This is a genomic window from Mycolicibacterium confluentis, from assembly GCF_010729895.1.
GTDB classification, from domain to species: Bacteria; Actinomycetota; Actinomycetes; order Mycobacteriales; family Mycobacteriaceae; genus Mycobacterium; species Mycobacterium confluentis.
Window position 1 is genome coordinate 1,545,574 of the sequence record NZ_AP022612.1, and the last position, 19,708, is coordinate 1,565,281.

Sequence of the window (19,708 nt, forward strand, 5' to 3'; positions counted from 1 at the left end):
ACGCGGGTTCTTATGGCGATGGTGGTCATGGTGGTGCTGGCGGCGGTGGTGCTGTGGGTGGCCATGGTGGTGTGGGCGGTGCTGGTGGTTCCGCGCAGACCGGTGATGGTGGCTTCGGTGGTGCTGGTGGTGTCGGCGGTGTCGGTGCTGTCGGTGTTGCGGCTGGCTTCGGTGGTGCTGGTGGTGCCGGTGGCAACGTGAGCGTTGACGGTGCTGGTGGCGCTGGTGGTGCTGGTGGTGACGGTGGTCGCGGTGCCGATGGCGCGGTGGCTGTGGTCGGTGGTGCCGGTAACGACGGTGCGATGGGCGGCAGTGGTGGTATCGGTGGCGCTGGTGGTACGGGCGCTGGTTCCGGTGACGGTGGTGCTGGTGGCGATGGTGGTGCCGGTGGTGCTGGTGGTGCCGGTTCGGACGGCGATTCCGGTGTCGACGGCGCTGGTCAGAACGGTGGTGCCGGCGGTGACGGTGGCTACGGTGCCTCCGGTGGTCGCGGCGGTGATGCGCTGGGCAACGGTGATGGCGGTGCCGGTGGGCGCTCCGGTGACGGCGGCGCTGGCGGTGACGGCGGTGCGGGTTCGGACTCGACCAGCATTGATGGTGCTGGCGGCCATGGTGGAACCGGCGGTTCGGGCGGCGATGCGATCAATGGTCCCGGCGGCGGCACCGGTGGTGCCGGCGGTAAGGCCTGGGGCGCTGGTACCGGTGGTGCCGGTGGTGACGGCGGCAACGCCGGGCAGTCCGGCAACGGCGGTGACGGTGGTGTTGGCACCGGGACCGGCAACGGCGGCAACGGTGGTGCTGCGGGTGGCACGGCGCATCTCGGTGGTGGCGGCGGTGGCCGCGGCGGCGACTCGGTGCTCGGCGACGGTGGCGCTGGTGGTGCCGGCGGTAACGGCGGTGACGCCGGTACGGTCGCCGGCAACGGCGGTGATGCTCTTGGCACCGGTAACGGCGGCAACGGTGGCTGGGCTGGCCTGGGCGGCTGGGGCGGTATCGGTGGTGCCGGCGGAAATGCCTTGGGCGCCACCGGTAATGGTGGTGCCGGTGGTGCCGGCGGCAGCGGTGGCAACACGACTGCGACCGGCGGGACCGGTGGCGACGGTGGACTCGGTGGCGACGGCGGCCGGGGCGGCAACGGCGGCTGGGGCGGCGTTGGCCGCGAAGGCGGAGCCGGTGGTAACGCGGCCGGTTCTGGCGCCGGTGGCGCTGGTGGTGCTGGCGGCAACGGTGGTACGAACTCCAACGCGGGTGCCGGCGGTGACGGTGGTGACGCCTACGGGACGGTGAACGCTGGTCACGGTGGCGCTGGTGGTACCGGTGGCGGCCCGAACTTCGCGCCGTTCCCGCCGTTCCAGTTCGGTCAGGGCGGTTCCGGTGGTGCCGGTGGCAGCTCGGTGCTCGGTGACGGTGGTGCCGGTGGTGCCGGTGGAATCGGCAGCTCCGGTGGTATCGGTGGTGCCGGTGGCCAGGGCGGTGCAGCAGATGCTGCCGGTGGTGCCGGTGGCGATGGTGGTGCCGGCGGCAATGGTGGTGTCGGCAGCGCAGGTGGTGCCGGCGGTGCCGGTGGCAACTCGACCGGGTCCGCGGGCTCCGGTTCCGGTGGCGCCGGTGGTGCTGCTGGGGCGATGGGCAGCGGTGGCGCTGGTGGCGATGCCGGCGATGGTGGCAGTGGCGTCGGCTTCGGTGATGCAGGTTCCGGTGGCGCCGGTGGTGCTGGTGGTGCTGCGGGAGTTCCCAACACCGGCGGCCCGAGCGGCACCGGTGGCACAGGTGGTGCCGGCGGCAGCGCGGCCGGCAGTGGTGACGGCGGTACCGGTGGCGCGGGCGCTGCCGGTGGTGATGGCGGCCAGGGCGGTGACGGTGGTGCTGGTGGCATCGGTGTCGATGGTGCCAACGGCGGAGCCGGTGGTAACGGTGGCGCAGGCGCGACCGGTGGCGCAGGTGGCGCAGGTGGCGCTGGCGGCAGCGCGGTCAGTGGTTCGGCGGGCGACAACGGTTCCGGTGGCGCTGGCGGTCACGGTGGCGACGGTGGTCGGGCCGGTGACGGCGGCGACGGTGGACACGGCACGGTCAGCCATCCCGATGGCGGTGATGGCGGTGCCGGTGGCGACGCTGGCCTGGCTGGTGGCATCGGTGTCGGCGGCGCAGCTGGGGTCGGCGGAGCAGCCGGGACCGGAACTGCAGGCAGCAACGGCAGAGCTGGTGTGGTGAACATCAGCGGCGGCAGCGGCGGTGACGGTGGCGACGGATTCGATTTCGCGCATTCGGGTGCTGTTGTTTTTGTGGGTACCAACGGTGGTCGTGGCGGTCGCGGTGGTGACGCGGGTTCTTATGGCGATGGTGGTCATGGTGGTGCTGGCGGCGGTGGTGCTGTGGGTGGCCATGGTGGTGTGGGCGGTGCTGGTGGTTCCGCGCAGACCGGTGATGGTGGCTTCGGTGGTGCTGGTGGTGTCGGCGGTGTCGGTGCTGTCGGTGTTGCGGCTGGCTTCGGTGGTGCTGGTGGTGCCGGTGGCAACGTGAGCGTTGACGGTGCTGGTGGCGCTGGTGGTGCTGGTGGTGACGGTGGTCGCGGTGCCGATGGCGCGGTGGCTGTGGTCGGTGGTGCCGGTAACGACGGTGCGATGGGCGGCAGTGGTGGTATCGGTGGCGCTGGTGGTACGGGCGCTGGTTCCGGTGACGGTGGTGCTGGTGGCGATGGTGGCGATGGTGGTGCTGGTGGTGCCGGTTCGGACGGCGATTCCGGTGTCGACGGCGCTGGTCAGAACGGTGGTGCCGGCGGTGACGGTGGCTACGGTGCCTCCGGTGGTCGCGGCGGTGATGCGCTGGGCAACGGTGATGGCGGTGCCGGTGGGCGCTCCGGTGACGGCGGCGCTGGCGGTGACGGCGGTGCGGGTTCGGACTCGACCAGCATTGATGGTGCTGGCGGCCATGGTGGAACCGGCGGTTCGGGCGGCGATGCGATCAATGGTCCCGGCGGCGGCACCGGTGGTGCCGGCGGTAAGGCCTGGGGCGCTGGTACCGGTGGTGCCGGTGGTGACGGCGGCAACGCCGGGCAGTCCGGCAACGGCGGTGACGGTGGTGTTGGCACCGGGACCGGCAACGGCGGCAACGGTGGTGCTGCGGGTGGCACGGCGCATCTCGGTGGTGGCGGCGGTGGCCGCGGCGGCGACTCGGTGCTCGGCGACGGTGGCGCTGGTGGTGCCGGCGGTAACGGCGGTGACGCCGGTACGGTCGCCGGCAACGGCGGTGATGCTCTTGGCACCGGTAACGGCGGCAACGGTGGCTGGGCTGGCCTGGGCGGCTGGGGCGGTATCGGTGGTGCCGGCGGAAATGCCTTGGGCGCCACCGGTAATGGTGGTGCCGGTGGTGCCGGCGGCAGCGGTGGCAACACGACTGCGACCGGCGGGACCGGTGGCGACGGTGGACTCGGTGGCGACGGCGGCCGGGGCGGCAACGGCGGCTGGGGCGGCGTTGGCCGCGAAGGCGGAGCCGGTGGTAACGGTTCTGGCGCCGGTGGCGCTGGTGGTGCTGGCGGCAACGGTGGTACGAACTCCAACGCGGGTGCCGGCGGTGACGGTGGTGACGCCTACGGGACGGTGAACGCTGGTCACGGTGGCGCTGGTGGTACCGGTGGCGGCCCGAACTTCGCGCCGTTCCCGCCGTTCCAGTTCGGTCAGGGCGGTTCCGGTGGTGCCGGTGGCAGCTCGGTGCTCGGTGACGGTGGTGCCGGTGGTGCCGGTGGAATCGGCAGCTCCGGTGGTATCGGTGGTGCCGGTGGCCAGGGCGGTGCAGCAGATGCTGCCGGTGGTGCCGGTGGCGATGGTGGTGCCGGCGGCAATGGTGGTGTCGGCAGCGCAGGTGGTGCCGGCGGTGCCGGTGGCAACTCGACCGGGTCCGCGGGCTCCGGTTCCGGTGGCGCCGGTGGTGCTGCTGGGGCGATGGGCAGCGGTGGCGCTGGTGGCGATGCCGGCGATGGTGGCAGTGGCGTCGGCTTCGGTGATGCAGGTTCCGGTGGCGCCGGTGGTGCTGGTGGTGCTGCGGGAGTTCCCAACACCGGCGGCCCGAGCGGCACCGGTGGCACAGGTGGTGCCGGCGGCAGCGCGGCCGGCAGTGGTGACGGCGGTACCGGTGGCGCGGGCGCTGCCGGTGGTGATGGCGGCCAGGGCGGTGACGGTGGTGCTGGTGGCATCGGTGTCGATGGTGCCAACGGCGGAGCCGGTGGTAACGGTGGCGCAGGCGCGACCGGTGGCGCAGGTGGCGCAGGTGGCGCTGGCGGCAGCGCGGTCAGTGGTTCGGCGGGCGACAACGGTTCCGGTGGCGCTGGCGGTCACGGTGGCGACGGTGGTCGGGCCGGTGACGGCGGCGACGGTGGACACGGCACGGTCAGCCATCCCGATGGCGGTGATGGCGGTGCCGGTGGCGACGCTGGCCTGGCTGGTGGCATCGGTGTCGGCGGCGCAGCTGGGGTCGGCGGAGCAGCCGGGACCGGAACTGCAGGCAGCAACGGCAGCGCTGGTGTGGTGAACATCAGCGGCGGCAGCGGCGGTGACGGTGGCGACGGGTATGACTTCGCCTCTGATCTGTCTGCGCCTTCTGGTTCCAGTGGTGGCCATGGCGGTCGCGGTGGTGACGCCGGGTCCTATGGCGATGGTGGCCAGGGTGGTTCCGGTGGTAGTGGTACCGCGGGCAGCGATGGTGCTGATGGTGTGGATCCGGGTGATTCCGGGCAGGACGGTCAGGCCGGTGGTCATGGCGGTCATGGCGGTGCCGGTGGTGCCGGTGGCACGGTCTCGGGTGACTCCGGGTCCGGTGGTGCTGGTGGCCATGGCGCTGACGGTGGTCATGGTGGAACCGGTGTGGCTGGTGCTGATGCGGCGACCGCTGGTGGAGCCGGGCAGTCCGGTGGCCTCGGCGGTACCGGTGGTGCCGGTGGCAACGGCGGCAACGGTGGCGTGGCCGGCGCGGTCTACAACGGCAACTCGGGCATCTCCAATGTCGGCGGCAACGCCGGTGACGGCGGTGATGGTGGCGCGGCCGGTCATGGCGGCGACGGCGCCGATGGCGATGCCAGCACCCCTGATGGTGGTGACGGTGGAGCCGGCGGCAGCAGCGGCTTCGGTGGTGCCGGCGGTGTCGGTGGCACCGGTGTGACGTCGGGTGCTGACGGTGTCGACGGTGTGGACAACACCACCGCCGGTCACGGCGGCGCTGGTGGCGACGGCTATGACGCGGCCTCTGATCCGGGTGCGGCTGCGGGCACCGACGGTGGTCATGGTGGTGCCGGTGGTGACGCCGGGGCTTATGGCGACGGTGGCCAGGGCGGTGCCGGTGGCAGCGGTGCTGCGGGTGCTCATGGTGCTGACGGAAACGATCCGGGTGAGTCCGGCCTCGACGGTGGAGCCGGTGGTCATGGCGGCGACGGCGGTGCCGGTGGTGCCGGTGGCACGGTCTCGGGTGACTCCGGGTCCGGTGGTGCTGGTGGCCATGGCGCTGACGGTGGTCATGGTGGAACCGGTGTGGCTGGTGCTGATGCGGCGACCGCTGGTGGAGCCGGGCAGTCCGGTGGCCACGGCGGTACCGGTGGTGCCGGTGGCAACGGCGGCAACGGTGGCGTGGCCGGCGCGGTCTACAACGGCAACTCGGGCATCTCCAATGTCGGCGGCAACGCCGGTGACGGCGGTGATGGTGGCGCGGCCGGTCATGGCGGCGACGGCGCCGATGGCGATGCCAGCACCCCTGATGGTGGTGACGGTGGTGCTGGCGGCAGCAGCGGCTTCGGTGGTGCCGGCGGTGTCGGTGGCACCGGTGTGACCTCGGGTGCTGACGGTGTCGACGGTGTGGACAACACCACCGCCGGTCACGGCGGCGCTGGTGGCGACGGCTATGACGCTGCTTCGGATCCGGGTGCGGCTGCGGGCACTGCTGGTGGTCATGGCGGTCGTGGTGGTGACGCGGGCACGTATGGCGATGGTGGCCAGGGTGGTTCCGGTGGCAGTGGTACCGCGGGTGCCGATGGCCTCAACGGTGTGAACCCAGGCGAGTCCGGGCAGGACGGCCAGGTCGGTGGCGCTGGTGGCGATGGTGGCCAGGGTGGTGCCGGTGGCACGGTCTCGGGTAACTCCGGGTCCGGTGGTGCCGGCGGCCACGGCGCTGACGGTGGTCATGGTGGGACCGGTGTGGCCGGCGCTGATGCGGTGACCGCTGGTGGTGCCGGGCAGGCCGGTGGCCACGGCGGCCAGGGCGGTGCCGGCGGCAACGGCGGCAACGGTGGTGCCGCGGGTGTGGTCTTCGTCGGCAACGAGGGCTCGGTCGGCGTCGGCGGCAACGCCGGTGACGGTGGCAACGGCGGCACGCCTGGTGACGGTGGCGACGGCGCGGACGCAGTGACTCCGGGCGGCGCTGGAGGCGCCGGCGGCCACGGCGGTAACGCCGGGTTCGGTGGTGCCGGTGGCACCGGAGGCACCGGATCGACGCCGGGCGCTGACGGAGCCAACGGTCTGATGCCCACCGGTACGCACGGCAGCGGCGGCAACGGCGGTGACGGTGCGGACGCGATCACGGCTGGCGGCACCGGTGGTGCCGGCGGCAAGGGCGGCGACGCCGGCAACATCGGCGACGGCGGCCATGGCGGTGCCGGCGGCAAGGGCGGCACCGGCGCAACCGGGGTCAATCCCGGGACAGGCGGTTCAAGCCCCACTGCGGCGACCGGCGGTAACGGCGCTTCGGCAGGTGGGCTCTTCGATACCGGCACCAAGACGGGCGGAAACGGTACGGCTGGAACCAACGGGAACAACGCCAACAACGGCGGACTGCAGCAGGTCGGTGGTACCGGTGGTAACGGCGGCCAGGCCCAAGTCGGCTGGGGCCAAAGCTATGGCGGTGTCGGCGGGGCCGGAGGCACCGGCGGCGTCGGGGCCAGGGGCGGCAACGGTGGCACCGGCGGAGCTGCCTACGCCGGAGCCGGAACCGGGGTTGGCCGAGCCGGCGCAGGCGGCAAGGGCGGCACCGGTGGAGTCGGTGTGGTCGGCGGCGCGGCAGGCGCAGGTGGCGCCGGCGGCGCGGGCGGCGCGGGCGGATCCATCTCCGGTGTCGGCGGCAACGGTGGTATCGGCGGGCAGGGTGGCACCGGCGGCACCGGCAGCACGGCCGGCGCCGGTGGCACCGGTGGCAACGGCGGAACTGGTACGCGTGTCTCGCCAGCCACGTCGTACGGCGGCAACGGTGGCCAGGGTGGCACCGGCGGCGTCGGCGGATCCGGTGCCGTCGGTGGAACCGGTGGGCAGGGCGGTGCTGCTGGCAACGGCGCGAGCGGTGCGGGTGTGGCCGGCGTCGGTGGCGCCGGGGGCACCGGCGGCACGGGTGGCACCGGCGGCACCGGCGGCAACGGTGGCAACGGTGGCACCGGCACCAACGGCAACGGCACCGGCGGTGCGGCCGGAGTAGGCGGCACCGGTGGGTCCGGTGGGACCGGCGGTGCTGGCGGAGCGGGCGGCCTTGAGGCGGACGGCTCGCACGCTGCCTCCGGCGGTCAGGGCGGAACGGGAGCTGGGGGCGCCACAGGCGCAGGCGGGTCTGTGGGCACCTAAAGGACCCGCGGGCACCTAGAGGACCCAATCGGGGCGCTGGTACGCGATCACAAGTCGCGCACCAGCGCCCCGCAGCCGTTCTAGCCTCGAACCATGGACGAACTCTCAGAAGACGTGGTCGCGTTCCTGACCGAAGGCACGCGGACGGGAAAACTGGCCTGGGTCGCGGCCGACGGCAGACCACTCGTCGCCCCGGTGTGGTTCCTCGTCGACGGCAACCAGTTGGTCTTCACCACCGGGAAAGGCACCGCCAAAGGCCTTGCTCTGCAACGGGATCCGCGAGTGACGATCTGCGTCGACGATGAGCAGCCCCCGTACTCGTTTGTCCAGGTGCAGGGCATCGCCGCCACGGGTGAGGACCCGGAAGACGTGCTGGACACCGCGACCAGGATCGGCGGCCGCTATATGGGCGCCGACCGCGCGCAGGAGTACGGACAGCGCAACGGAGTGCCCGGTGAACTGGTCGTACGAGTGACGCCGACGAGGGTCCTCAAGGGCTTCGATATCGCCGAGTGAGCCTCAGGCGGCAATGCGTGCGGCCAGCACCGCGTCGTAGCGGTCCAGCACGGTGGCCGCGACCAGGTTGTGCGAGCCCAGCGGCTCCGCCATCACATGCCCATGGGCAGAAGCGAATTCGGACACCCGGTCGGTGATCACACCATGCGCCAGGAACCACGGCGCGATGACGATCCGCCGCGCGCCGGTGGCGCTCAACCGCATCGATGCCTCGGCGAGGTTGGCCGCGGGTCCCGTCGCGAATCCGACGCGCGTACCCGTCCACCGCGTGCCCGCGCGAAGAAGACGTGCCACGGTCTCGGTGCGCGCATTGGCTACGGGATTCGAGGAGCCGACGGCGACCACCAGCACGCCGACATCGCTGTCGTCGGCGGACACGCCCGTCTCGCTCAACCGGTGCCGCAGCACGGTCAGCAGTGCCGAATCCTCACCCAGCACCGAGGCCTGCTCGACGGAGGCACCCGACGCCGAAATCATCCCGGGGATGTCGACCCGCGCATGATAGGCGTCGGCCAACAACAGGGGAGCGACGACGGCCGGGGCCGTCAACGAACCCAGCACGTCGGGCAGGCTCGGCGCGTTCTTCTCGCAGAACGCGACCCGCACATCCAGGTCTTCCCGCAGGCGCCGGATCCGCCCGGCGATCGCGTGCACGACAGCAGACGAACGTGGGTCCGCGCTGCCGTGTGCCGTCAGGACCAGCGTCACGAGGCGTGCAACCCGCATTCCGTCTTGGCCTGGCCGGCCCAGCGTCCACTGCGCGGATCGGAACCGGGCAGCGGCTTCGCGGTGCACGGCCTGCAGCCGATCGACGGGTAGCCCTCGTCGACCAGGGGATTGACCAGGATGCCGTTGGCGTCGATGTAGTCCTGCATCTGCTCATCGGTCCACGCCGCGATCGGGTTGATCTTCACCAGACCGAACGCCTCATCGAAGCTGATCAGCGGCGCATTGGCCCTGGTGGGGGACTCGACGCGGCGGATGCCCGTCACCCACGCCGAGTAGCCGCTCAGTGCCTTGGACAGCGGTTCGACCTTGCGCATCCGGCAGCACGCCGCGGCGTCACGGGCGAACAGGTCCTTACCGAACAGCGAGTCCTGCTCGGCCACCGATTTCTGGGGCGTGACATTGACCACGTGCACGCCGTAGACGGCCTCGACCGCATCGCGGGTGCCGATGGTCTCGGCGAAGTGGTAGCCGGTGTCCAGGAACAGCACGTCGACGCCGGGCCGCACCTTGGCGGCCATCTCGACCAGCACCCCGTCCTGCATGTTCGACGCGACGACGTATCCGGATGCCGCCGAGTCCGCGGCGCGAGCCGCCCCACCGAACGTTTCATCGGTCCAGCGCAGAAGCTCCTCGGCGCTGGCGCCGGCCAACTCCGCGGCGCCCCGTTCGGCAAGTTCTCGCAGGTCGGTTTCGGTCATCAGCACCCCTCTGGTCATCGCAGGTCGGCCTCGTCGGCTCGAACCGCCCACTGGGCGAAACGCTCGCCGTCCTCGCGTTGTTTCACGAAGTTGCGGACCACCCGCTCGATGTAGTCCCCGAGCTCACTGGAGAGCACCTTGTGCTGGCGCAGCTTGCGGCCGAACCCGCTGTCCAGACCCAGGCTGCCGCCGAGGTGCACCTGGAAGCCCTCCTCGGGGCCGTTGCCGTCGTCGACCATCTGGCCCTTGAAGCCGATGTCGGCGATCTGGATCCGGGCGCACGAGTTGGGGCAGCCGTTGATGTTGACCGTGACCGGGACGTCCAGTTGGGCGTTGATGTCCTCGAGTCGCTTCTCCAGGTCCGGAACCAGCGACTGTGCCCGCACCCGCGTCTCCGCGAACGACAGCTTGCAGAACTCGATTCCGGTGCAGGCCATCAGGTTTCGACGCCAGTGCGACGGAGTCGACGGCAGGCCCAGGGCGTCCAGGCCAGCGCGCAGTTCGTCGAGCTTGTCGTCGGGGACGTCGAGCACGATCAGCTTCTGGTACGGCGTGAACCGCACGCGGTTGGAGCCCGCGGCCTCGGCCAGGTCGGCCACCTTGGTCAGGATGGTGCCCGACACGCGGCCCGCGATCGGCGCGACGCCGACGGCGTTGAGGCCGTTCTTGAGCTTCTGCACACCGACGTGATCGATGGGCCGGGGCACCGGGGTGGGCGCGGGGCCGTCGATCAGGGGGCGCTTGAGGTACTCATTCTCGAGAACCTCCCTGAACTTCTCGACACCCCAGTCCTTGACCAGGAACTTCAGCCGGGCCTTGGCGCGCAGGCGGCGGTAGCCGTAGTCGCGGAAGACCGACACGACGGCTTCCCACACGTCCGGGACCTCGTCGATCGGCACCCAGGCGCCCAGCCGCTGGCCCAGCATCGGGTTGGTGGACAGCCCGCCGCCGACCCACAGGTCGAAGCCCGGTCCGTGCTCGGGATGCTCGACCCCGATGAACGCGACGTCGTTGACCTCGTGCACGACGTCCTGCAGGCCCGAGATCGCGGTCTTGAACTTGCGCGGCAGGTTGGAGTACTCGGGCTTGCCGATGTAGCGCTTGACGATCTCGTTGATCGCGGGGGTGCCGTCGATCACCTCGTCGAGCGACTCGCCGGCCAGGGGGGATCCGAGCACGACGCGCGGGCAGTCGCCGCACGCCTCGGTGGTCTGCAGGCCGACCTCGTCGAGTCGACGCCAGATCTCGGGCATGTTCTCGACCTCGATCCAGTGGTACTGGATGTTCTCGCGGTCGGAAATGTCGGCGGTGTCACGGGCGAACTCGGTGGAGATGCCGCCGAGGGTGCGAAGCGCCTGCGTGGTCAGTGCGCCGCCGTCGCTGCGGACGCGCAGCATGAAGTACTCGTCTTCGAGCATGTCGGTGTTCTCGTCACCGGTCCAGGTGCCGTCATACCCGGGCTTACGCTGCGTGTAGAGGCCCCACCAGCGGAAACGGCCGCGCAGGTCGCCCTTGTCGATGCTGTCGAAGCCGCCGGGGGCATAGATGTTCTCGATGCGCTGCCGCACATTGAGCGGGTTGTCGTCCTTCTTGGCCTGCTCATTGGCGTTGAGAGGCTCGCGGTAGCCGAGCGCCCACTGACCCTCGCCACGGGGGCGTTTCGCGGGACGGGCAGCCTTGGGGGCCGTTTCGGTGGTGTCTGTCATGGATAGCTCCTTATGGGGAGCCGGCCTGCGGAGCGCGCGTCATCACCGGGGGCTGGACCGGTGGCGCAGATCCGGGGCCAGCTGAAGTGCTTGGTGGGCAGGTCTCCGATATCAACGCATCGTCAAGGCAGACAACAACAGCTACACACGCGCTTGAAATCGACGTGCCGGCGTGCCACCAGGGCAACGCGACGGGTCTCAAAGCGGGCGGCAGTCACGCGGCCATTGTGCCACGGACCCCCACTGACCTCCGAATCAGGCCAGATTTGCGCTCACTCTGAGCACAAGTCGGGTCTGGGACACTGGGGGGATGGTGACGACGCAGGAGCGCGTGGGCGCAGAGCCCGATTTCGCGCTGAACCCCAGTGGGCAGTTCGGGGTGTACGTGCACGTCCCGTTCTGCGCGTCGCGGTGCGGATACTGCGACTTCAACACCTACACGCCGGGGGAGTTGGGCGGCGCGACACCGGCCGGGTGGCTCGAAGCGCTGCGCAGCGAACTGGCCCTGGCCTCGCAGCGGTTGCCCGGTCCGACGGTCGACACGGTGTTCGTCGGGGGCGGCACTCCCTCGATGCTCGGGGGCGACGGCCTGGCTGAGGTGCTCGACGCCGTCCGGTCCGAGTTCACCCTCGCGCCCGACGCCGAGGTCACCACCGAGGCCAACCCGGAGTCGACGAGTCCCGGGTTCTTCACTCGCTTGCGCACCGCGGGCTACACGCGGGTGTCGCTGGGCATGCAGTCGGTCGCGCCGACGGTGCTGCGCCTGCTGGACCGCGTGCACTCGCCCGGACGGGCGCTGGATGCGGCGCGGGAGGCGCAGGATGCCGGCTTCGAACATGTGAACCTTGACCTCATCTACGGGTCACCGGGCGAGAGCGACGACGACCTGCACCGATCGGTGGACGCCGCCATCGGCGCCGGGGTCGACCACCTCTCGGCGTACGCGCTGGTGGTCGAGGACGGCACCGCGCTGGCCCGCCGGGTCCGCCGCGGTGAGGTCGCCGCACCCGACGAGGACGTGTTGGCGCGACGCTACGAACTGCTCGACACGTGGCTGGCCGACGCCGGATTCACCTGGTACGAGGTCTCCAACTGGAGTAAGCCCGGCGGCGAGTGCCGGCACAATCTGGGCTATTGGAACGGTGGCCAGTGGTGGGGTGCGGGTCCCGGTGCGCACGGCTTCGTCGGTGCCACCCGATGGTGGAATGTCAAGCACCCCAACACCTATGCGGCATTGGCTGAGAAGCGCGAACTGCCCATCGCCGATTTCGAGGTCCTCGCGCCGCGGGATCGGCACGTCGAGGATGTGCTGTTGCAGATCCGCCTGCGCTCGGGCTTGCCCACGTCACTGCTCGACGCCGATGAGCAGGCCCGCGCCGAGTCCGCGGTGGCCGCAGGCCTTCTGGTGCACGACGGCCACAATCTGGTGCTCACCGACCGCGGTCGACTGCTGGCCGACGGCGTGGTGCGCGACCTGCTGGCGGACTGACCCACCTCAGACCGACGCGCCCTCCTCCTCGGCGGCAGAGGAGATCTCATCCTCAAGCAGTTCGATGATGCGGGCGGTCACCGCGGCGGCGGTCGGATGCTCCCACAGCAGGGTCGGCGGCAGCGCGAGGCCGGTCTGCCTCTCCAGCTGCCGTCGCAGCGCCACCGTCATGATCGAGTCCACCCCGATCTCGACCAGGGGTAGTTTGGTGTCGACGTCGTCGGCGGGCAGGCCCAGTTCTCCCGCCACCGCGGTGAGCACCTGCTGCGCGACCCACTCTGCGGTGTCCATGTCCCCGGGACCGATGGGTGCTGAATCACCCTCGTCATCACCGGAATTCAGTAATGCCGCGGCGACGTCGGCCAGGATCGGCACCGACACCGCGCCGGGAAGCACGGGCAGCACGACGGGGTTGGCCTCCTCGGACCGCATCGCGATGTCGAGTGCGCGCAGGGCGTCGTCGGCGCCGATGGTGTCCATGCCCAGGGCGTCCAACTGCGCTGCCACGTAACCCGAATCCGACCCCATGCCCAGGCCGCGCCACGCGGTCCAGGCCACGCTGGTCGTGGTGTCGCCGAGTGCGCGACGGTGCCGCGCGAGGCCGTCGAGGAATGCGTTACCGCAGGCGTAGGCGCCCTGGCCGGGGAAACCGGCCAGATACCCGCACGATGAGTACAGCACCATCCAGTCCAGCTGTCCGGGCGGGAACATCGCGTGGAGTGTGAGCGCGCCATTGACTTTGGGGCGCATGGTCATTGCGATCTCGTCGATCGTGGTGTTGGCCAGGAACACCCCGGCCTCCACCCCCGCGGCGTGCACGACGCCGCGTACGGGTGGCAGTGTGGCCAAGACACCACGGAGTTCGTCCGCGGCGGTGTCGGAGGCGATGTCCACCGCCGCGACATGCACCGATACGCCACGCTCCTCAAGGGTGGACACCGCGCGGATCTGCTCCTGGTTGGCCGCACTGGCCCAGGACGACCGTTCCGGCAACCCGGACCGCGACACCAGAACCAGTCGCCGGGCACCCAGATCGGCGAGGTGCTCGGCGAGGCGCAGGCCCAGCACACCGGTGCCGCCCGTGATCAGATACGTGCCCGCGGGTGAGCACTCCAGCGCCGCGCCACCCGCGCGGGTGACGGTGGCCAGTCGCGCGACGAGCGCATCCTGTCCGCGCACCACCACGACGCCGTGTCCCGCCAACTCAGACAGCACACCCAGCGGCAGCTGTTCGGAGTCCAGGTCCAGCACACCGCCCCAGAGCAGGGGATGTTCGGCTGCAGCAACGCGGGTCAGACCCCACAGCGGTGAGCGTGCGACGTCCCCACCCTCGTGTACGCCGCGCGTGAGGGCCCAGATCCGGCCCGGGAACCCGTTCGCCAGAGCGGATGTGAGCGTGTCGAGCACTGAGGCCACCGAATCGAGAGGGGAGTCCCCGGCCGACGGGAGCACCAGCACCACGCTGTCGGAACCCAGGTCTGCGGGCAGCGCGTCGGGTGCGCACGTCAGATGACGGACCCCGGCGGCATCGAGTTCAGCACGGCACCACGAGCCCACGGCATCGTCGCCGCCGACCAGAACCACCGTGGCCGGACGTGCCGAGGCGTCGTATGGCGTTGTCTGCCAGTCGATTCGATGCACCATCCGGCCGACATCACCACTGGTGTTCTCAAGCTCCTCGAACGTCATGCCCGTGATGGACACCAGTGGCGTCCCCGTCAGGCTCGCGATCAGGACGTCGGTGCAGGTGCCCTCCGGGCGACGGCGGACATGCAGCAGCACCGAATCCGACGGGGCGGCAAGCACCTCCACCCGCTCGATCCGCGCGGGCATCCGCAGCTTCGGCGGGCCGTCGAACACCACCGAGGCCACCGACGTCGCCGCGTCAAGCAGGCCCGCCCACGTCGTGGGACTCGATCCGTCGCGTTCGGCGCGCACCTGGGCGAGGAATCCACCGTCGCCGGAGCGCAGATCGACGACCTCCCAGCCGAACCCCATCTCGGCGACACCGAGCGTGGCGAGCTTGTCCACCACGCTGTTGGGCGGCAACTGGTCGGTGTATCGGGCCCGCACCACGGCCTCGTCAAGGGGAGGCACCTCGGCGCCACCAGAGGTCGCGGTCACCGCGGTGCTGTGGGTCAGCCAACCGCCGGTTTCTGGTTCCTCCCCGAGGCCACCCCCGCGCGTCCATTCGTCGTCGACCAGACGGGTCGAGATCGCCAGCGCGCGGTCCTGCAGCACCACCTGGACATCCCGAGTGCGCCCGGGCGCGACGGGGGTCCGCAGATGCACATCGACAATCGGGTTCTGTGCGGCGGTCAGGAATGTGTTGAGCAGCACCGCGGCCGGGATGATCTCGGTGCCCTGCACGGGGTGGTTGGCGGGGTAGGGCCGCGTGGACATGTCCAGTCGGGTCTCCCACACCTGAGCGGGCACCGCGCCGGTGACCTCCAGGCGGCCGCCGAGCAGCGTGTGGCTGTCGATGTCGTGCACACCGCGCCCGGCGGGCGGAGTGCTTGGGGTGCGCCAGAATTCGCGGTGCTGCCACTGCGTGCCGGGCAGGTCGGCCCAGGACGACGAGGCGGTGAATCCGTGCTCAACGGGGGCGCCGTGGCAGTGCAGCGCCGCGACCGCCGCGGCGACCGAGCGCCGCGTGGGTTGATCGCGCCGCAGCACACCGATCGCGGCGTGCTCGTCTGCGCCGAGGTGCAGCAGGGTCTCGACCACGGAGTGCGACACCACGGGGTGCGCCGAGACCTCCAGGAACAGGCGGTGGCCGTCTTCGGCGGCCGCCGTGACAGCCTCCGCGAACCGGACCCGGTCACGCAGGTTGGCCACCCAGTAGGCGGGGTCACGTGGCGCTGTCGACCGCGGGTCGGCCAGCGCGGTGGTGTACAGCGGGACCTGCGCGGGCCGCGACGGCGGCAGTGCCCCGGTGAGTCTCGCCAGGTCGGCGGTCAGGGAATCCATTGCGGGACTGTGGAATGCGACGTCGGTCCGGACGCGGCGCACCATCAGACCGTCGGCACTCCACTGCGCGGCCACCTCGTCGACGGCCGCCGAGCGGCCTGACACCACGGTCGACGTCGCCGATGCGCTGATCGCCGCGACCACGTCGGCGCGCTCACCCAGACTCTGCGCGACCTCGTCGAACGGCAGCGGCACCAGCGCCATCGCGCCCTCACCCATGACGCGGCGGAACCCGCGCGCCCGGTAGCAGGCCACGGCCGCGCCCTGCGCCAGATCGAACACGCCCGCGGTGACACAGGCCGCGACCTCCCCGACGGAGTGGCCGATCACCGCGGCTGGGGTGACACCGCGCTCGCGCAGCACGGCCGCCAGGCCGACCTGCATCGCGAAGGTCAGCGCCTGCACCCGGTCCGTGCCACCGAGTTCACCCGTCGTCAGCGCCTCGCGGGCCGAAAAGCCCAGTTCCGCACCGAAGATCGGGTCGACGATGTCGAGCACCGCGGCGAACGCCGGTTCGGAGGCCAGCAGCTCCCGACCCATCAGCGGCCAGTGCGAACCGTGCCCGGAGAACACCCAGACCGCGCCCGCGGACGCACCGGGCACCGGGGTGCCGCGGACCACTGCGGGGTCGCGTCCGTCGGTGGCCAGCACCTCAAGTCCATGCCGCAGTTCGTCGGCGTCCTCGGCAATGACGGCCGCGCGCACCGGTTCGTGGGTGCGCCGGACCCACGACGTCGCGGCGATCTGCTCCAGGGGCGCCGGTAGGTCCGAGAGGTGCTCGGCCACGGCGGCGGCCTGGGCGGCCAGGCGGGTCTCGGACCGGGCCGACAGTGGAATCACCGCCGGCGCGGTAGATGTGGGGGACACGCGCGCCTGGGCGGCCGGAGCCTCCTCGAGCAGCACGTGCGCGATGGTGCCGCCGTAGCCGTAGCTGCACACCGCGGCCCGGCGTGGCCGGTCACGTCGCCGTGGCCACGGCTGGACCTCAACGGGAACACGCAGTCCACTGGTGGCCCAGTCCACCGCGGGCGTCAGCGTGCGCACCCCCGCGGTCGGCGGGATGGCCTCGTGGTGCAGCGCCAACACGGCCTTGATCAGTCCGACGACACCGGCGCCGCCCTCGAGGTGGCCGGTGTTGGGTTTGACGGAGCCGACCATCGCCGGATCGCCGGCGGGCCGGGCTGCCCCGTACACCTCGGACAGCGCGGTGATCTCGACGGGATCACCTGTGGGAGTGCCTGTTCCGTGTGCTTCGAGGAAGTCGACACCTGCGGGGTCGACGCTCGAGGTCGCACACGCCAGGCGGAACAGGTCCGCCTGGGCCGCGCCGTTGGGCGACATGATGCCCACGGTCCGGCCGTCTTGGGCGACGGCACCACCGCGGACGACGGCCAGCACCCGGTCGCCGTCGCGGACCGCGTCCTCCAGTCGTTTGAGCACCACGACTGCGGCCCCCTCGCCGCGGCCATAACCGTCGGCGGAGGCGTCGAAGGTCTTGCACCGTCCGTCCGGGGCGGTCGCGCCGGCCACGTCGAGCACGCGGGTCAGGCCGGGCCCGATCAACGCGCTGACGCCACCGGCCAGCGCCAGCGAGGTCTCACCCGCGCGCAGCAGTTGGCAGGCCTGATGCACCGCGACGAGCGAGGCTGCACACGCCGCGTCCAGGGCGACGCTGGGTCCGCGCAGGTCCAACAGGTGCGACACCCGGTTGGCGACGCCACACAGCGAGGTGCCGATCCCGGTCCAGGCCTCGATGCCCGGCAGATCCTCCATCAGGAGCTTGCCGTAGTCGTCGGAGTTGACGCCCATGAGCACCGCGGTGTCGCTGCCGCCCAGCGAGCGCGGGGGCACACCGGCATGTTCGAGGGCCTCCCAGCTGACTTCGAGGGCAAGTCGCTGCTGCGGGTCCATCAGTTCGGCCTCGCGAGGCGAGACCCCGAAGAACTCCGCGTCGAAACCCGCGAGGTCGTCGAGGAACGTGCCGAACGGCGTGGTGTCCTTGAGCACTGCGGCATTGCGCGGGTCGCGGCGAAGGTAGGGCTCCCAGCGTTCGGCGGGCACCTCGCGCACCGCGCTGCGACCGTCGAGCAGGAAGTCCCAGAACGCCTCGGGCGTGGTTACGTCCCCGGCCAGCCGGCAGCCGAGGCCGATGATTGCGATCGGCGAAAGATGTTCGCTGGAACCGTTATTCATGGTCATGTCAGTGAGATTCCTGTGCTCGCAGTGCTGTCGATACTGGCACGTCGAGCGCCGAGTGTGGGGGCTACGTCCTGTGTCATGCCTGCGCCAATGTGGCCAGGATCTGCTTCTTGTCCACCTTGCCGACCGCGGTCTTGGGCAGCGATCTCATCGGGGCCAGCGCGTCCGGTTTGGTGTGGGCGGACACGCCGCGGTCGTCGAGGAATTCATGAAGTTCGGCCAGCGTGATCGGCGCACCCTTGAAAACGACTGCGGCGCAGATTTTCTCGCCCAGGTATTCGTCGGGTAGTGCGACGGCGGCGGCATCGGCGATCGCCGGGTGGGAGTTCAGGTGCTCTTCGAGATCCGACGCCGACACGGTCTCACCGCCACGATGGATCACGTCCTTGATACGTCCGGTGACCTCGACGTACCCGGCTCGGGGACCGTCGGTGAAGATGCGCACGCGGTCGCCGCTGCGATAGAAGCCGTCCGGGCTGAACGAGCGGGCGTTGGCCTCGTCGGCGCGGTAGTAGCCGCTGAGTGTGTAGGGGCCGCGCACCAGCAGTTCACCCTCTTCGCCGGGTGCGACCTCGTCGCCGAATTCGTCGACGACCTTCATTTCGTCGTGCGGGGACATCGGCCTGCCCTGCACGTTGTCGACGACCTCGATCGGGTCGCCGGGGCGGGTGAAGTTCAACATGCCCTCGGCCATGCCGAAGATCTGCTGCGTGCCCGCGGACAGGTTCTCCCTGATGAAGCGCGCCTCGTCAGGCATCATCCGGGACCCGCCGACCTGGACCACCCGCAGCGACGTCGGCAGTACGGGTTCCCAGTCGCAGGCCTGCGCCCACAGCTTGGCCAGCGCGTTGACCAGGCCCGTCACAGTGACCTGATGTTTGTCGATCAGCGCGAAGGCCGCCTCGGGGCTGGGGTCGTCGGTGAAAATCGTTGTGGCGCCGACGGTCATCGAGCCCAGCAGGCCCGGGCAGGCCAGCGGGAAGTTGTGCCCCGCGGGCAGCGCGACCAGATAGACGTCGTCGCCGGTCATCCCGTACGCCTGGGCACAGGCCACGGCGTTGTAGCGGTAGTCGTCGTGCGTGCGGGGGATGAGCTTGGGCAGGCCCGTCGTCCCACCGGACACGAGGAGCAGCGCGGGAAGGCTGGGATCGGGCACCGAGAACTGCGCGACGGGACCGGCGTGATCGGTCACATCGGACCAGCGCTGGAAGTCCCCGGGTTCCCCGTCGACCAGCACCCGGGTCAGGCGCGGATGCTCGCGCACCAACTCGGCCGCCATCTGGCGGTAGTCGAACCCGCCGGCCTGGTCGGTGATGATCAACCCGACCGCGCCGCTGACCTGCGCGAAATGCCCCAGTTCGGCGCTGCGGTGGCCGGGCAGGCACATCACCGGCACCACACCCGCGCGCAGCAGACCGAACAGGGCGACCGCGAACCGGCACGAGTTGGGAAGTTGCAGCAGGACCCGGTCGCCGGCGTGGAAACCGAGGTCGAGCAGCGCGGATCCGATCCGGTCCGCTGCCGCGTCCAGTTCGGCGAACGTCCACCTCTCCCGGGGGTCCACGACGGCGCATTTGCCAGGCCAGCGCGCTGCGGCCTCTCGCAGGATCGAATCCAGCGGCAGACCCACCCAATAGCCGGCCTGTCGGTAAACCTCGGCACGATCGGCCGGGCAGGCGACGAAACCCTGCGCGAGGTCGTCAATCTCGGACCGTTCAACTTCGGCGCTCGGGTCAAAACCGGTGCTCATCGCGGTACAGGCCGCCCTTCCGGGTAGATGTGTCCGGACGATCATATATAGGGTAGCCTCCACAA

Annotated in this window: 9 protein-coding genes; 3 read left to right on the forward strand and 6 right to left on the reverse strand. The window is 70.8% G+C overall.

Annotation, left to right across the window (positions count from 1 at the left end; genetic code table 11):
• The first annotated feature begins 197 nt into the window (after positions 1-197).
• Together G6N34_RS28440 and G6N34_RS07325 are read left to right on the forward strand one after the other, a co-directional pair.
• Positions 198-7,586 carry a PE family protein gene (locus G6N34_RS28440; protein WP_456320154.1) on the forward strand — a complete coding sequence of 2,463 codons (7,389 nt, stop codon included), beginning with the start codon at positions 198-200 and terminating at the stop codon, positions 7,584-7,586.
• Positions 7,587-7,679: 93 nt separating this feature from the next.
• Complete coding sequence (locus G6N34_RS07325; RefSeq protein WP_085151251.1) at positions 7,680-8,102, forward strand: PPOX class F420-dependent oxidoreductase; 423 nt, start codon at positions 7,680-7,682, stop codon at positions 8,100-8,102.
• 3 nt (positions 8,103-8,105) lie between these two features.
• Here the strand turns inward: G6N34_RS07325 and G6N34_RS07330 are convergent, their stop codons facing one another.
• From G6N34_RS07330 to G6N34_RS28445, 4 genes are all read right to left on the reverse strand, one after another.
• Positions 8,106-8,828, reverse strand: coding sequence for a sirohydrochlorin chelatase (locus tag G6N34_RS07330; protein ID WP_085151252.1), 723 nt, complete (start codon positions 8,826-8,828; stop codon positions 8,106-8,108).
• On the reverse strand, positions 8,807-9,529 hold the full coding sequence (locus G6N34_RS07335) for a phosphoadenylyl-sulfate reductase (protein ID WP_407663213.1): 723 nt from the start codon (positions 9,527-9,529) through the stop codon (positions 8,807-8,809). Before G6N34_RS07335 ends, G6N34_RS07330 begins: the two co-directional genes overlap by 22 nt.
• Before the next feature lie 14 nt (positions 9,530-9,543).
• Complete coding sequence (locus tag G6N34_RS07340; protein WP_085151254.1) at positions 9,544-11,235, reverse strand: nitrite/sulfite reductase; 1,692 nt, start codon at positions 11,233-11,235, stop codon at positions 9,544-9,546.
• A gap of 122 nt (positions 11,236-11,357) precedes the next feature.
• Positions 11,358-11,453, reverse strand: coding sequence for an Ms4527A family Cys-rich leader peptide (locus G6N34_RS28445; protein WP_407663214.1), 96 nt, complete (start codon positions 11,451-11,453; stop codon positions 11,358-11,360).
• A 92-nt stretch (positions 11,454-11,545) separates the two neighbouring features.
• Between G6N34_RS28445 and hemW the strand changes: the two genes are divergently transcribed.
• Positions 11,546-12,724, forward strand: a complete 1,179-nt coding sequence (gene hemW, locus G6N34_RS07345; RefSeq protein ID WP_109788432.1) for a radical SAM family heme chaperone HemW — start codon at positions 11,546-11,548, stop codon at positions 12,722-12,724.
• A 6-nt stretch (positions 12,725-12,730) separates the two neighbouring features.
• On the opposite strand, the gene G6N34_RS07350 is transcribed toward hemW, so the two are convergent.
• Together G6N34_RS07350 and G6N34_RS07355 are read right to left on the reverse strand one after the other, a co-directional pair.
• Positions 12,731-17,887, reverse strand: coding sequence for a type I polyketide synthase (locus tag G6N34_RS07350; RefSeq protein WP_407663263.1), 5,157 nt, complete (start codon positions 17,885-17,887; stop codon positions 12,731-12,733).
• An 82-nt stretch (positions 17,888-17,969) separates the two neighbouring features.
• Positions 17,970-19,643: a (2,3-dihydroxybenzoyl)adenylate synthase gene (locus G6N34_RS07355; RefSeq protein ID WP_085151256.1), complete on the reverse strand. Its 1,674-nt coding sequence runs from the start codon at positions 19,641-19,643 to the stop codon at positions 17,970-17,972.
• Positions 19,644-19,708: the final 65 nt, after the last annotated feature.